General features: G+C 71.3%; 13 protein-coding genes. 4 read left to right on the plus strand and 9 right to left on the minus strand.

The window, feature by feature from the left end; translation table 11 throughout:
• Window positions 1-61: 61 nt before the first annotated feature.
• From C1A38_RS13605 to C1A38_RS13620, 4 genes are all read right to left on the minus strand, one after another.
• Window positions 62-901 (minus strand): SRPBCC family protein, encoded by an 840-nt coding sequence (locus C1A38_RS13605; protein WP_102658198.1) that lies wholly within the window; start codon window positions 899-901, stop codon window positions 62-64.
• Complete coding sequence (locus C1A38_RS13610) at window positions 894-1451, minus strand: winged helix-turn-helix domain-containing protein (RefSeq protein ID WP_102658199.1); 558 nt, start codon at window positions 1449-1451, stop codon at window positions 894-896. The genes C1A38_RS13605 and C1A38_RS13610 overlap by 8 nt, the downstream gene beginning before the upstream one ends.
• Before the next feature lie 114 nt (window positions 1452-1565).
• Window positions 1566-2909 carry a class I SAM-dependent methyltransferase gene (locus C1A38_RS13615; RefSeq protein WP_102658200.1) on the minus strand — a complete coding sequence of 448 codons (1344 nt, stop codon included), beginning with the start codon at window positions 2907-2909 and terminating at the stop codon, window positions 1566-1568.
• Between the two features lie 76 nt (window positions 2910-2985).
• A complete protein-coding gene (locus C1A38_RS13620; protein WP_102658201.1) occupies window positions 2986-4368 on the minus strand; it encodes an FAD-binding oxidoreductase in 1383 nt (460 codons plus the stop codon).
• A gap of 107 nt (window positions 4369-4475) precedes the next feature.
• Here C1A38_RS13620 and C1A38_RS13625 point away from each other — a divergent pair, with 107 nt between their 5' ends.
• Together C1A38_RS13625 and C1A38_RS13630 are read left to right on the plus strand one after the other, a co-directional pair.
• Entirely contained in the window at window positions 4476-4760 is a 285-nt protein-coding gene (locus tag C1A38_RS13625) for a DUF427 domain-containing protein (protein ID WP_102658202.1), read from the plus strand.
• Between the two features lie 57 nt (window positions 4761-4817).
• The gene (locus C1A38_RS13630; protein ID WP_102658247.1) at window positions 4818-5516 is read left to right on the plus strand and encodes an RICIN domain-containing protein; all 699 of its coding nucleotides are present in this window, start codon (window positions 4818-4820) and stop codon (window positions 5514-5516) included.
• A gap of 37 nt (window positions 5517-5553) precedes the next feature.
• Here C1A38_RS13630 and C1A38_RS13635 read toward each other — a convergent pair whose 3' ends face one another.
• A complete protein-coding gene (locus C1A38_RS13635) occupies window positions 5554-6906 on the minus strand; it encodes an MFS transporter (RefSeq protein WP_233196809.1) in 1353 nt (450 codons plus the stop codon).
• Between the two features lie 19 nt (window positions 6907-6925).
• Here C1A38_RS13635 and C1A38_RS13640 point away from each other — a divergent pair, with 19 nt between their 5' ends.
• The gene (locus tag C1A38_RS13640; RefSeq protein WP_102658203.1) at window positions 6926-7945 is read left to right on the plus strand and encodes a GlxA family transcriptional regulator; all 1020 of its coding nucleotides are present in this window, start codon (window positions 6926-6928) and stop codon (window positions 7943-7945) included.
• On the opposite strand, the gene C1A38_RS13645 is transcribed toward C1A38_RS13640, so the two are convergent.
• The 3 genes from C1A38_RS13645 to C1A38_RS13655 all read right to left on the minus strand — a co-directional run bounded on the left by C1A38_RS13645 (window position 7942) and on the right by C1A38_RS13655 (window position 12155).
• A complete protein-coding gene (locus C1A38_RS13645; RefSeq protein WP_102658204.1) occupies window positions 7942-9894 on the minus strand; it encodes a vWA domain-containing protein in 1953 nt (650 codons plus the stop codon). The two genes, C1A38_RS13640 and C1A38_RS13645, sit on opposite strands and share 4 nt — an antisense overlap.
• A gap of 2 nt (window positions 9895-9896) precedes the next feature.
• Window positions 9897-11408 (minus strand): magnesium chelatase ATPase subunit I, encoded by a 1512-nt coding sequence (locus C1A38_RS13650; RefSeq protein ID WP_102658205.1) that lies wholly within the window; start codon window positions 11406-11408, stop codon window positions 9897-9899.
• 156 nt (window positions 11409-11564) lie between these two features.
• Window positions 11565-12155 (minus strand): TetR/AcrR family transcriptional regulator, encoded by a 591-nt coding sequence (locus C1A38_RS13655; protein WP_102658206.1) that lies wholly within the window; start codon window positions 12153-12155, stop codon window positions 11565-11567.
• Window positions 12156-12242: 87 nt separating this feature from the next.
• On the opposite strand from C1A38_RS13655, the gene C1A38_RS13660 reads away from it, so the two are divergent.
• A complete protein-coding gene (locus C1A38_RS13660; RefSeq protein WP_102658207.1) occupies window positions 12243-12698 on the plus strand; it encodes a GNAT family N-acetyltransferase in 456 nt (151 codons plus the stop codon).
• 285 nt (window positions 12699-12983) lie between these two features.
• Here C1A38_RS13660 and C1A38_RS13665 read toward each other — a convergent pair whose 3' ends face one another.
• Window positions 12984-13952, minus strand: a complete 969-nt coding sequence (locus tag C1A38_RS13665) for an aldo/keto reductase (RefSeq protein WP_102658208.1) — start codon at window positions 13950-13952, stop codon at window positions 12984-12986.
• Window positions 13953-14025: the final 73 nt, after the last annotated feature.

A 14025-nucleotide genomic window follows, 5' to 3' on the forward strand; every position in this document is an offset into this window, starting at 1 on the left:
TTCCGGAGACCCGGGCCAAGATGGAGAAGGTCATCGACGCCTCGGTCGCCAACGGGTGGGGTTAGTTCGTGGGGATCCAGATGGGTTGCCAGTTGGGGATCTCGTGGAAGCGGCGTAGTTCGGCGAGGCCGGAGACCAGGCCGGCCCAGGCGGCGTACGGCGGGTTCTGCTCGTCGAAGCCGCTCTGCACGAAGGTGAGCCTGGTCTTCCCGTCGGACTCGGCCAGTTCCCAGGTCGTCACGCCGGGCCCTTCCCAGTCGACGGACATCCGCCGACCCGGTTCCAAGTCAACGATCTTGGCGGCGTGATCCGCTTCGAGGCCACCCATGGCGTACCGGCCGCCGACCCAGGGCTCGATGCCGATCGGGTAGCCGAACCAGGCGGTGACCTGCTCCGAGTCGGTGAGCGACTCCCAGACCTTGTCGGCGGGGGCGTTGATGAACATTTCCACGCGGAAATCGGTGCTTGTGAAGTCCGTCTTCGGCAGCAGTGGGCTGCCTTCCAGGTAGGCGTTCAGGTTGGCGGTGGCCAGTGCCCAGTAGGTCTGGAGCACACCCCGGATGCTGGTGCCGTTGATGACGTCGTTGAAGTCGAAGTGGGTCTGCGACAGGTGCAGCACCGTGGCGTCCGGCCCGTCCGGGCGCAATGTGATCTCGGTGGTGGTCTCCTCACCGTCGAGTAACCAGGCGAAGCGCAGCCGGTCGTCGTTGACGTCAAGCAGTCGCTGGTGTGGGGCGTCGCCCTCGGGCGTGTAGCGACCCCAGAACTCGTACCGCTTCGGCAGGTCGACCTCAACGTGCTCGGCCAGCCAGATCCGCAGCTCGGCCGGATCGGTCAGGGCCTGGCGCACCCGCGCGATCGGTGCGGCGAGGCGTACGGCGATGGTCATCGGTTCAGTCACGGTCGGTCTCCTTCGGATAGCAGGCAACGGCGAGCTTGAAGGCGTCACCTTCGGCGCCGCCGTAGCGGGTGAACAACTCCTGTAACGCGGACTGGAGGTCGTGCAGGAACTCCTGCCGGCGCTCGGCCGGCACCCGGATCTCGCCGGAGACGCCGATCGAGGGCAGCTCGGGTGCGCTGCGGTCGAGGGCGGCGACGTCGGCCTGGACCTCCTCCATCAGGTCCAGCAGGTAGCCCAGGCTCAGCTCGTCGCGGGTGCGACGCAGGCCGATCCGTCCCACCACCCGGGGCGAGAGCCAGTACGACCGGGCGGCGGCCTGGTAGATGCCCTCGGTGATGCCTCGGACCTTGCGCTGGTCGACCTGCTCGACCAGCCCGGCCGCGACCAGTTGCTTGACGTGGTAGTAGACGCGCTGCGGCGTCTGCTCCAGTCGGGCGGCCACCTCGGTGCAGGTGCGCGGCTCGGCCAACTGCCGCAGCACCTCGACGCGCTGCGGCTTGAGCAGGACCTCGGCCTGCTCGATCTGTTCCAGGTACAGGACGTCTCTCATCGCAAAAACCAGCTTGTACGTACAAAATCTGTTTGTCAATCAATCCGACGAAGGCCGCGCCGGGCAATTCCGGCGCGGCCTTCGTCGATCAGAAGGTCAGCAGGTCAGAGGAGGTCAGGCCAGCCAGTCCGGGCGCAGCGGATAACCGTTCACCCCGTCGGGGCCGTTGCGGGTCGCCACCACCTGGTGCAGTTGGATGCCGTTGCGTTCGAACGCCAACCGCGAACCGGCCATGTAGAGCCCCCAGACCCGGGCCGTGCCGGAACCCACCTCGCCGACGCAGAAGTCCCAGTGCTCCACCAGGTTGCGGCACCAGGCAGCCAACGTCAGCGCGTAGTGCTGGCGCAGGTTCTCCTCGTGGTGCACCTCCAGGCCGACGTCGTGGATCTCGCTGATCACCCGACCCGGCCCGGCCAGCTCACCGTCAGGGAAGACGTACCTGTCGATGAACGCCCCGGAGCGGTGCGGCGCCCGGTTGTCCGCCCGGGTGATGCAGTGGTTGAGCAGGCGACCGTCGGGCCGCAGCCGGTCGGCGAGGAACCCGAAGTACGCCGGATAGTTGCGCACCCCGATGTGCTCGGTCAGACCGATCGAGGAGACCGCGTCGAACTGTTCGTGCGGGGCGTCCCGGTAGTCCATGTGGCGCACCTCGGCCAGCCCGGTCAGCCCTTCACGCTCGATCGCCGCCTGCGCCCACTGCGCCTGCGCCCGGGACAGCGTCACCCCGAGCGCCTTCACGCCGTACTCGCGGGCCGCGTGCCGGACCATGCCGCCCCAGCCGCAACCCACGTCCAGCAGCCGCATCCCCGGACGCAGCGCCAGCTTGCCCGCCACCAGGTCGTACTTGCTGGCCTGGGCCTCTTCCAGGGTGTCGTCGGGACTGCGGTACACCGCGCAGGTGTAGGTCATCGACGGCCCGAGCACCTTCTCGTAGAAGGCGTTCGACACGTCGTAGTGGTGGGAGATGGCGCTGCTGTCGCGGGTCCGCGAGTGCCGCAACCCGCCCATCACCCGCTTCCAGCGTGGCAGCGCCTCCTGCGGCGGGGCCGGCGGCGGCAGCAGCCGCTCCCAGCCCAGCCCGCGCGCCAGCGCCAGCCCCTCGGCCAGCGCCGGTGGGCGCACCCGCAGCTCGTCCTTGAACACCCGCAACGCCTCGTACGGGTCACCCGGGTGCACACCCTCCAGGGCCAGATCCCCGCTGACGTACGCCCGCGCCATGCCCAGATCGCCCGGGGCGGTGAGCAGGTACGACAGCCCTCGCTCGGTGCGGATCGCCAGGGTGATGCCGGAGTCGGCCGGCCCGATGGCGCTGCCGTCGTAGCCGGTGACCCGTACCGGCAGGGGGCCTGCGGTCACCGCCCGGATGACGTCCGCCACCGTCGGCCCACGCCGCCCTGACCCCGGGGGCGGCGTGGAGGAAGCCCCGGCCGCTCCCTGCTCTCGATCAGTCAAGCTCATGCCGGCACTCCGCTTCGCTCCGCGCCACCATGAGGCACATCCGCGCTGAGCCCGATGATTCGCTCACTCCGCTCGCTCATGCTCGTGCTACCGCCTTTTCGTACAGTCCGGTGAGGCGATGCTCCGGGTCGTACCGGTCCCGCACGGCACGCCACGTGTCGCCGCCGTAGAGCCGGTCGAACGAATCCCGGTCGTAGTACGCGTCGGAGTAGAGCGACTTGTGCCCGCCCACCTCCGACACCGCGCGCTCGATCGCACGGTTGACGTCGCCGTCGGCGGCGCCCGCGGCGATCGGCACAGTTCCCCAGAATCCGATGTTGACGTAGTCCTGTGCCGGCCGTAGCGGGTACAGCGGCCAGGACCGGGCCGATCCGGCCCCCGTCGGCTCACGCAGCCGCAGCGGACACAACCACACCGGCGTCATCTGCACCCGGTCGGCGAACCAGTGCAGAAATTCCGCCGTACGCTCCAGCGGAATCTCCACGTCCTGCACGACCCGCTCCCGGGGCGGCTGGCCGCGCCATCGGTCGATCCGGGCAGCCACCTGGTGCCGGTGCTCCAGGCGCACGATGCGGTGGTAGACGTCGCTGCGCCGCCAGCGCGTCGGCCACAGCCGCCGCACCACCGGGTGCTGCACCCCGAACGCCGCCGAGCACCAGAACCAGTCGGTGTCCCACCGCCACAGATAGTCGTAGGTGGTCAGGGCGTCGCGTCCGCGTCGACGCAACGAGCGGTAGTAGATGTCCTGACCGGTGTAGTCGGAGACCGCCGGCACGTCGTCGGTGAAGGTCCCCAGCACCAGGTACGCCTCGTCGGGGCTGAACATCACCCCGTCCAACGCGTCGACCGGCTCGCCGTCCCAACTGCGGCTGGCGGTGATCCGGCCGATCGCGGCGGTCAGCTCGGACAGGTCGGTGAACCGCACGTTGCGCAGCGCGACGTGACGGCGCACCGGTTGCAGCTCGATGCGCAGTCGGGTGGCGTAACCGAGGCTGCCCAGCGAGTTGGGGAACGCCGCGAACAGGTCGGCGTGCTCACCCTCGCGCCGGGCGCTGATCACCTCGCCGGCACCGGTCAGCACGTCCAACTCGATGACGGACTCGTGCGGCAGGCCGTTGCGGAACGAGGTCGACTCGATGCCCAGGCCGGTGACCGCCCCACCGAGGGTGATGGTGCGCAGTTGCGGCACCACCAACGGCATCAGCCCGTGCGCGAGGGTCGCGTCGACCAACCGTTCGTATGTGCACATGCCCTGCACCTCGGCGGTGCGGGCGACCGGGTCGACACCCAGCACCCCGTCGAGCCCGCTGACGTCCAGCCCCGGAGTGCGGGGAGCGTTGCGCGGGCGGAACAGGTTGGACGTGCGCTTGGCCAGCCGCACCGGCTGGCCCGGAGGCACCGCCTCGTACGACCGCCGCAGCTGGGCCACCGCCAGGTCATGATCACGGACGGCGTGCATGGGATCACTGTACGCTCCGACGCCGTCCTGGGATGTCCATGAGGGGCATTTCGGATACTGCGTCTTCGCGGTACCGCCCGGCCTCCGCGCGGGCATAGCGTGGGGTCATGCCGAAAGCCGTTTGGAACGATCTGGTGATCGCCGAGAGCGACGACACCGTGGTGGTGGAGGGCAACCACTACTTCCCTCGGGCTGCCCTCCGCGAGGACCTGATCCGCGCCTCCGACACCCACACCGTCTGCCCGTGGAAGGGCACCGCCTCCTACTACACCCTCGAACACGAGGGCCGGACCAGCGCCGACGCGGTCTGGTACTACCCGGAGCCGTTCCCGGAGGCGGAGACGGTCCGCGACCGGGTCGCCTTCTGGAAGGACGTCCAGGTCGTCGACTGAGTCACCCGGGCCGGGGGCGACTGGCCCGAACGGGCCCGCGTGCACAAGGATGCCGGCATGTCGGAAACCGATGGACCGGGCACCGTCTACGGCACCCGCCGTGGCGGGCTGCTTCGCGACCCACTGCTGGGCACGGCGCTGGCGATCGGGCTGATCGGCATCCTGGCCGGGGTGGTGTTCGCCGCCGGCGCCCTCGACGACGGTGACCCGCCACCGACGGCGAACATGGCCGTGAGCAGCGCACCCTCGCCCGAGCCGAGCCCGACCGACGAGCAGCCGCCGCCCACCACGCAGGCACCCGAGCCGACGCCGTCGGCCACCCCCAGCACCGCCCCTGACCCGGTCAGCGGCCCGAAGGTGTTCGCCGGCGTCGGCTCTGGCATGTGCCTCGGCCTCGACGGTGCCGGTGAGCGGGCGGTCGCCGAGTTGGCCGTGTGCACCGGCGGTCCGGAGCAGCAGTGGATCGTCAACCGGTTCGGCCCGGACACGGTGACGCTGACCAACGCCGCGTACAACAAGTGCCTCGACGTCGAGGGCGGCAGCGGCGACGACGGCGCCCGGCTGTTGCAGTACGGCTGCCACGGCGAGGTCAACCAGCAGTGGCGTCTGCAGCCGGTCGACGGCGGCACGACCCTGCTGGTGGCCGTACACAGTGGCAAGTGCGCCCAGGTCCACGGCGGCGGCACCGCAGCCGGTGACGACGTCACCCAGGCCCCGTGCAACGGCAACCCGGCCCAGCGCTGGACCCTGCGGTAGTTGCGGGGCAGCGCGCCCGGCCGGTTCGTCGCGGGGATCAGTCCCGGTAGCTCCACGCCTTCGGCGCGGCAGCGACCGGGGCCGTTTCCACCAGGACGGCACCGCGTCGGCGCAGCAGCATCAGCGACAACAGCGCCGCGCCCACCGACAGGGCCCCCGCCACGTACCAGGCCAGGTGGTACGTGCCGAGTTGGTCCCGGACGAGGCCGGCCCCGGTCGCCGCCACGGCCGCACCGAGTTGGTGTGCGGCGAAGACCCAGCCGAAGACCACCGCGCCGGAGGCGCCGAAGTATTCCCGGCACAGCGCCACGGTCGGCGGGACGGTGGCCACCCAGTCCAGGCCGTAGAAGATGACGAAGACCAGCATGCTCGGCTCGGTGGTGGCCGCGAAGAGGCCGGGCAGCACCAGCAGCGAGCCGCCGCGCAGCGCGTAGTAGGCGCCCAGCAGCAGCCGAGGGTCGTACCGGTCGGTCAGCCAGCCCGAGGCGATCGTGCCGACGATGTCGAAGAGACCGACGAGCGCCAACAGCCCGGCCGCCGTGGTCTGCGGCATGCCGTGGTCGTGGGCGGCCGGGATGAAGTGCGTCCCGACCAGACCGTTTGTGGTCGCACCGCAGATCGCGAAACCCGCGGCCAACAGCCAGAACGGTCGGGTCCGGGCCGCCTGGGTCAGCGCGCCGAGGGCCCGCGCGGCGGCACCACCGGCCGGCCTGACCGGCTCGACGACCTCGCTCGCGCCGTACGGGGGCAGCCCGAGATCCGCCGGGTACTCCCGCAACAGACGCCACACCAGCGGTACGACCAGCAGGGCCGCCCCGGCGACGACAAGTGCCGCCGAGCGCCAGCCGTACGCCCCGACCAGCATCGCCAGCAGCGGCAGGAAGACCAGTTGACCGGCCGCCCCGCCGGCGGTGAGTACGCCGGTGACCAGGCCCCGGCGGTGCACGAACCAGCGCCCGGTCACGGTGGCCACGAAGGCCAGCGCCATCGAGCCGGTGCCCAGCCCGACCAGTACGCCCCAACAGGCGATGAGCTGCCAGCTCGCGGTCATGAACACGGTCAGTCCGCTGCCTGCCGCGACCATCGTCAGCGCGGCGGCCACCACCCGGCGGATGCCGAAGCGGTCCATCAGCGCTGCGGCGAAGGGCGCGGTCAGCCCGTAGAGCAGCAGGTTCACCGAGACGGCCGCGGAGATGGTGGCCAGCGGCCAGCGGAACTCGGCGTGCAGCGGGTGCAGCAGCACCGACGGGGTGGCCCGGAAGCCGGCGGCACCGACAAGCGCGACGAAGGCGACGGCGGCGACGATCCAGGCGGGGTGCAGGCGGGCAGGTCGACTCACCAGGAGAGTCTGCGGCCACCGGGCCGGACGGACGAGTGGCCGAAAGGCCATCCTCCGCAATAATCGGGCCATGACGCCGCACCGTATCGCCGTCCTCGCCGTCGACCATGTGGTCGGGCTGGACCTGGGCACCCCCTCCCAGGTCTTCCGGACCGCGCGAAACGCCGACGACCAGCACTTCTACACCGTCGACACGTGCACCCCGGGCGGTCGGCCGGTGCGCAGTACTGCCGGTTTCCAGGTGCTGCCCGACCACGGCCTGGAACTGCTGGAGGGTGCCGACACGGTGATCGTGCCCGGGGTGAACGGTGACGCGACCCGACGACGCGACGCGATCGAGCCCGAGGTGATCGAGGCGTTGCGCGCCGCGTACGACCGGGGTGTTCGGGTCATGTCCATCTGCACCGGCGCGTTCGTGCTGGCCGCGGCCGGCCTGCTCGACGAGCGCCGCGCCACCACCCACTGGGCGTACACCGACCGGTTCCGCGAGCTGTACCCGAAGGTCGACCTGGACCCCGACGTGCTGTTCGTCGCCGACGGCCCGGTGCTCACCTCCGCCGGGGTGGCCGCCGGAATCGACCTGTGCCTGCACGTGGTTCGCACCGACCACGGCAGTCAGGTCGCCAACCAGTCCGCCCGCCGGTGCGTGATGCCGCCGTGGCGCGACGGTGGACAGGCCCAGTACATCGAACGCCCGGTACCGCAGGCACCGGACACCAGCACCGCCGGGGCCCGCCAGTGGGCCCGCCAGCGGCTGCACGAGTCGGTCAGCCTGCGGGACCTCGCCGGGCAGGCGCGGATGAGCGTCCGCACGTTCACCCGACGGTTCCGGGCCGAGACCGGGCTCAGCCCGGCGCAGTGGCTGCTGCGGGAGCGCACCGACCATGCCCGGCTGCTGCTGGAGAGCACCGATCTGAGTATCGACCAGGTCGCCCGCCGCAGCGGCTTCGGCACCGCCGCCGCGCTGCGCCAGCAACTGCACCAACGCGTCGGCGTCGCGCCCTCGGCCTACCGCCGCACCTTCAAAAGGAAGGGCACCTTGTTAACGCCTCCGGTAGAGGAAGGGCCCCTTGTTAACAAACGACGCTAGCGCCGACCGCGACGGGCCCGCAGGTAGTCGCTGACCACGTACTCGCCGAGGTCCTCGGTGTCGGGGGTGAACACCCGGCCGCCGCTGCGGCGGGCCACCGCGTCGACGAAACGGCGCAGCCCGGGGTCGTCACCGAGCATGAACAGGTTCAGCGTGGCCCCGTACCGGCCGAGCCGGTCCACCTCACGGATGGTCGCCTCGATCGTCTCCCGCAGTGGCGGCCAGCAGAACACCGCCTCCCCGTCCTCGGCATCCAGGTGGGCGGTGGGTTCCCCGTCGGTGACCACCAGCACCACCGGCTCGGCGTCCGGATGACGACGCAGGTGCCGGCCGGCCAGCCGCAACGCGTGTTGCAGATTGGTGCCCTGGGCCATGTCCGGTTCCACGGCCGCCAACTCCTGCTGACGCAGCGGCGCGGCCTCCCGACCGAATCCGATGATCTGCAACGCGTCCTGCGGGAACCGGGTCGCCATCAGGTGGGCCAACGCGAGCGCCGTCTGCTTCATCGGGCCCCACCGGCCCTGCGAGATCATCGAGTACGACAGGTCCACGCAGAGCGCCACCGCCGCCGAGGCCCGCCGCTCGGTCTCGACCACCTCGAAGTCCGTCACCGCGAGCGGCACCGGCACGCCCGGTCCGGCCCGGGCGACCGCCCGGGTGAGCGTACGCACCACGTCCAGCGGCTGCTCGTCGCCGTACTCCCAGGGGCGGGAAGCCCCACTGACCTCACCGGCCGCCCCCGCCGTGCGCAGGTCGTGATGCCCGCGCGGGCCGGCGGTCAGCTCGGCGAAGACCTGACGCAGCGCGGTGCCGCCGAGCCGGCGCAGCGCTTTCGGGCTCAACGTCAACCCCTCGGCGTCGCGGGTCACCCAGCCCTGGCGGCGCAGCTCGCGCTCCAGTTCACGCAACTGGCGTACGGCGGCGGCAGCGTCACGGCCCAGGGTCCGGGCGACCGCATCCACGTCGATGTCGTCAAGCGTGGCCCCGGGATGAGCCTGGCCGAACTGGTCGAGCAGGTCGTCCAGCTCGGCCATTTCGTCGAGCACACCTGTCGCCTCGCCGTAGCTCAGCGGCTCGCCGCCCTGCGTCCGCTCGCCGCGCGCCCACCGCAGGTCGGGTCGCAGCGACCGCAGGTTCTGCTCCAGCGCCGACAGTTCTCCGGCGAGCCGGTCACCCAGCGACTGCCGCATCAGCTCGCCGAGTTCCGCGCGCTGACGCTCCGACAGCGAATTCATCAGCCGCTGCCCGGCCGCCGAACGGCGGGCCAACAACTCGATCAGTTCGTCGACGTTGCCCGGTCGTTCCGGGAAGAACTCGCCGTGCCGGCGCATGAACTCGGCGAACGCATCGGTGGTGTCCTCGGCGCGAGCATGCCGGGCCAGCAGGGCGTTCAGGTCCTGCATCATCTCGGCGAGCCGTTCCTGCACGGCCGGGTCGGCGGCCAACTGTGCCGACTCGCGCAGTCCGGCGAACCGCTGGCCGAGCACGTCGTCGCGCAGCCCGTCGAGGATCCGCTGGTAGAGCTGCCGGGCCTCGTCGCTGGCCCACTGGTAGCCGGAGAGTTCCCGCACCGCCTGGGCGGTGGAGCGGGGCAGGTTGTTGAGCACCGTCTCGGCGAACCGGGCCGCCTCGTCCTGCCGACCGGCCAACTCGTCGCGCTCGGCGGCGAGGGCCTGGTCGAGCTGGGCGCGGGCCCGGGTCACCGCGCCGTCCAGCTCGCCGCGGCGCAGCACCTCCCGACGCAGTCGGCGGGCTCGGGCGGTCAGATCGTCCAGCCCGCCGCGCCCCTGCAGGCCCCGGCGCAGCAGGTCGCGTAGGGCCTGGCGCAGACTGCCGCCGGCCAGCACCTCCTGGCCGACCTGGTCCACCGCGGCCTGCACGTCGTACGGCGGGGCCAGCGGGTCGGGGCCGCCGTGCCACTGCCCGTACCGGAACCGGTTGCCGGCCATGCTCAGTCCCGGCCGGCGTAGCGGGTGCGCCCCGCATCCGTCACGTCCTTGCCCAGCCGACGGCTCAGGTGCAGCCCTTCCAGCACGAACTCGATCGCGGCGGCGGCCTGCCCGGCGCTCGGCGCGTCACCGACGCCGAGCCGGTCGAGCACCTTCGCCAGGCCGGGTACGGTGCCCACCTGACGCAGCAGATCGGTCGCCGGGACCAGCTCGCCGGTCTCGATCGCCTTGCCGTCCTCGACCAGCGTGGTGAATCCGGACAGGTCCAGCCCGGCCAACCGGGCCCGGAAGGTCTCGGCCGTGGCGGTACGCAGCAGATGACCGAGGATCTCGATCTCCCGGCCCTCTTCACCGCTCTCGAATTCCACCTTGCCGCGCAGCGTGGAGGTCACCGACACCGCGTCCCCCACCCGCGCCACCGCCTCCGGTGCAAGGAAGGGCACCTTATTAACGTCTCCGGTAGAGGAAGGGCCCCCTGTTAACACCTCGTCGTCGCCGGGCGGCGCGGCGGCGGCGGCGAGCAGGCCGGCGCGACGCAGCGCGGCGGCGGCGACCGTCTCCGCGGCGGCGATCGCGAACCGGGCGGAGACCCCCGAGCGGGGATCCACCGACGGCGACTCGCGCACCGCGCGGGCGAAGCGGGCTAGCACCTCCAGCACGTGCTCCGGCACCTCGGCGACCAGGTCGGCCTCCTGCCGGATCAGCGCCAGCTCCAACTCCAGGTCGGCCGGATAGTGGGTACGGATCTCGGCACCGAACCGGTCCTTGAGCGGGGTGATGATCCGCCCCCGGTTGGTGTAGTCCTCCGGGTTGGCGCTGGCCACCAGGAACAGATCCAGCGGCAGTCGCAGCTGGTAGCCGCGTACCTGGATGTCGCGTTCCTCCAGCACGTTGAGCAGCGCCACCTGGATCCGCTCGGCCAGGTCGGGCAGCTCGTTCACGGCGAAGATGCCCCGGTTGGTACGCGGCACCAGGCCGAAGTGGATCGTCTCCGGGTCGCCGAGGGTCCTCCCCTGCGCAAGCCGGATCGGGTCGACGTCGCCGATCAGGTCACCGACACTGGTGTCCGGGGTGGCCAGCTTCTCGCCGTAGCGCATCGAGCGGTGCAGCCAGCCGACCGGCAGGTCGTCGCCGACCTCGGCGACAAGCGCCCGGGACGCCGGGGTGATCGGGTGCAGGGGATGCTCGTTGAGCACCGACCCGGCGATCACCGGGGTCCACTCGTCCAGCAGGGCCACCAGGGATCGGATCAGCCGGGTCTTGCCCTGGCCACGCTCACCGAGCAGCACCATGTCGTGCCCGGCGAGCAGCGCCCGTTCCACCTCGGGCAACACTGTGTCGTCGTACCCGACGATGCCGGCGAACCGAGGCCCGCCGTCTCGCAGCCGGGCCAGCAGGTTGTCGCGCAGCTCCTGCTTGACTGTGCGGTACCGGCATCCCGCGGCGCGTAGCGCGCCGAGCGTGCCGGGCAGATCGGGCGGTGGGACCGGAGTTGCCGGATTCGGAGCGGTCACCCACCCAACGCTAGCGCGCCTGCCGTCGACTCGCCGTTGTTCCGGCGGGTGCTCGGTGAGGCTCATCCGCACACCATCGCCCTGGCCGAGGCGAACCGACTCGACTGTGACCTGGAGCCGGCCTGATCAGCGCTGTCCATTGAGGCACGTCGACCGTCACGGGCGGGTGTCGAGGCGGGCGAGGGCGGTGTCGATGGCATTGCGCTGGGCCTGGTCGGAGTAGGTGGCCGGGTCGACGGCCGCGAGCGCGTTGAGCCCCTCGACCAGCGCCACCAGGCTGGTCGCGGTGGCGCGACAGTCCGCCGGCGGTCGGTCGGGACGGACCGCGGCGACCAGGGCGGCGACCCGGTCGACGAACCGACGGTTGTACGACCGGTGCAGGTCGGCCAGGACCGGGTCGGCCAGTGCGGCGGCGAGGAACCCCACCCACACCCGCGCCTCCTCCCGCTTCTCCTCGGTCGGTGACGCGGCCTGCCACAGTACGGCCCGCAGCGCGGCCCGGGGAGTCTCTGCGGCGGCCTGAGCCGCATCGGCCCGCTGACCGGTACGCCGATGCAACAGTTCGCGGGCGTGCACCAGGAGGGCCTGCTTGTCGGCGAAGGTGTGCAGCACCATGCCTGTGGTGCAGCCGGCCCGCTCGGCGACCGCACGCAGGGTCAGGCCGGGCAGTCCCCGCTCGGCCAGCACCGACCAGGTCGCCGCCGACAGGCGCTGCTGCTGGTCGGCGAGGTCACGTCGTCTGGCCATCCGTACCTCTTCCCCGGCGCTGGATCCGGTCCGTAGCGTACGTTACGGTAACGCTCGTTACGGAATCACGGCGGGAAGGAACGTCGCATGGTCTCCATCGACCACGAAGCGTGGGACTCGGCCGACGCGGCCCGGCTGCGCGAGGCGCAACGCGTCGAACTCGACGCCCGCTACGGCAACGACAACCACGAGCCGGGGGAACCACCAAGCGCCGCGAGCGTCAGCGTCTTCCTCGTCGCCCGCGACTCCGCCGGCACCGCCATCGGCTGCGGCGGGCTGCGTCTGCTCGACCCCGGCTCCGCCGAGATCAAACGGATGTACGTCACCCCGTCGGCCCGGGGCACCGGCGTCGCCGTCGCCATCCTGCGCGCCCTGGAACACCAGGCCCGCGAGGCGGGCGTACGCACCCTGCTGCTGGAGACCGGCACCGCCCAACCCGAGGCTATGCGCTTCTACGAACGCGAGGGCTACCACCGCATCGAGAACTTCGGCCCGTACCGGGGCGCACCCCTCTCCGTCTGCTACGCCCGCGACCTGCCCTGACCGACCCGCCCACCGCACCCCCGGGAGACGGCGCCTGCGCACCGCTCGCAGACGACCGCGGCGGTGTGCGGCGCGTCGACCAGCGGATTGTCACTCTCCGCGATCCGCGTCGGCGCCGCCCCTACCAACCTGCTCCCCCTTTGCTCTGCTTCAACCCACGCAATAGCGCCCGAGCTGGGTCGATATCCGGCAGCAGTTGCGGAAGGCGGACGGCGGCGCTTGCGGACAGTAACCGTTGCGTGGGTTGAAGCAGAGCAAAGGGCAGGTAGGGGTGTTCGCTCCGGATCAGCGTCCGGCGCGGGCCCGCACCATTCCCGGTACGGCGGCCAGCCCGGTGACCGGGCGGAACGCCCGCGCCGCGTTGACCAGAGCGGCGTACTCGTCCTCGGTCAGGTCGATCTGGGCAGCAGCGGCGTTGCGTTCCAACTGCTCCACCGTGGATGCCCCCGGAATCGCCACCACGTTCGGGTGCCGCAACACGTACGCCAGGGCGATCTGGCTCGGTGTGGCGTCGTGCGCGGCGGCCACCTGGCGCAGCGTCTCGATCAGGGCCGTGCCACGGACCAGGTTCTCCGGCAGGAAGTACGGATTCGCCCGGCGTACCGCGCCGACCGGGGGATGATGCGCGTCGTACCGCCCGGACAGGAACCCCTGCGCCAGCGGGCTGTACGCGACGACCAGACGGCCGGCCTGCTCCGCGTACGGCAGGAGGTCCTCCTCGGGCTTGCGGTCGAGCAGGCTGTAGCGGACCTGGTTGCTCAGCACCCGACGGCCCAGTGCCGCCTCGGCGACCTGCCAGCGGCGCAGGCTGTAGTTGCTCACCCCCACCTCGCCCACCAGGCCGACGTCCTGAAGAGCCCGCATGCCCCGCATGGTGCTCTGGTCGCTGACCACCGGATTGGGCTGGTGCACCTGATAGAGGTCGATGCTGGTGACCCCGAGCCGGGCCGCCGAGGCCACCGCCCGCTGCTGCACCACGGACGCCACCGGCAACACCGGAAATATCTTGGTCGCGATGGTGACCTTGTCCCGATCGGCGGCCAGCGCCGCGCCGAGGATCCGCTCGCTACGGCCGAAGCCGTACACCTCGGCGGTGTCGAAGACGGTGACACCCAACTCGACGGCCCGCCGGACGATGTCCGCCGCCAACCGCTCGTAATCCGGGCCGTAACCCCACTCCCGCGACCCGAACTGCCAGGTACCAAGGCCGATCTTGGACAGGGGTTTCGACGTGTCGAGCCGCACGTAGCGCATGGCTGGAACCGTACCCGTCACTCGCTCGGTCGACCCGCTGGTCCCCCGTTCCGCGGCGTCCGCTGGTCGACTC

The organism is Verrucosispora sp. ts21 (assembly GCF_002879555.1).
GTDB lineage: Bacteria > Actinomycetota > Actinomycetes > Mycobacteriales > Micromonosporaceae > Micromonospora > Micromonospora gifhornensis.

What these genes read in the sequence shown, in the direction of transcription:
- C1A38_RS13610 (WP_102658199.1), bottom strand. Translation starts at nt 1,451, where the DNA reads ATGAGAGACGTCCTGTACCTGGAACAGATCGAGCAGGCCGAGGTCCTG.
- C1A38_RS13615 (WP_102658200.1), bottom strand. Translation starts at nt 2,909, where the DNA reads ATGAGCTTGACTGATCGAGAGCAGGGAGCGGCCGGGGCTTCCTCCACG.
- C1A38_RS13620 (WP_102658201.1), bottom strand. Translation starts at nt 4,368, where the DNA reads ATGCACGCCGTCCGTGATCATGACCTGGCGGTGGCCCAGCTGCGGCGG.
- C1A38_RS13625 (WP_102658202.1), top strand. Translation starts at nt 4,476, where the DNA reads ATGCCGAAAGCCGTTTGGAACGATCTGGTGATCGCCGAGAGCGACGAC.
- C1A38_RS13630 (WP_102658247.1), top strand. Translation starts at nt 4,818, where the DNA reads ATGTCGGAAACCGATGGACCGGGCACCGTCTACGGCACCCGCCGTGGC.
- C1A38_RS13635 (WP_233196809.1), bottom strand. Translation starts at nt 6,906, where the DNA reads ATGGCCTTTCGGCCACTCGTCCGTCCGGCCCGGTGGCCGCAGACTCTC.
- C1A38_RS13640 (WP_102658203.1), top strand. Translation starts at nt 6,926, where the DNA reads ATGACGCCGCACCGTATCGCCGTCCTCGCCGTCGACCATGTGGTCGGG.
- C1A38_RS13645 (WP_102658204.1), bottom strand. Translation starts at nt 9,894, where the DNA reads ATGGCCGGCAACCGGTTCCGGTACGGGCAGTGGCACGGCGGCCCCGAC.
- C1A38_RS13655 (WP_102658206.1), bottom strand. Translation starts at nt 12,155, where the DNA reads ATGGCCAGACGACGTGACCTCGCCGACCAGCAGCAGCGCCTGTCGGCG.
- C1A38_RS13660 (WP_102658207.1), top strand. Translation starts at nt 12,243, where the DNA reads ATGGTCTCCATCGACCACGAAGCGTGGGACTCGGCCGACGCGGCCCGG.
- C1A38_RS13665 (WP_102658208.1), bottom strand. Translation starts at nt 13,952, where the DNA reads ATGCGCTACGTGCGGCTCGACACGTCGAAACCCCTGTCCAAGATCGGC.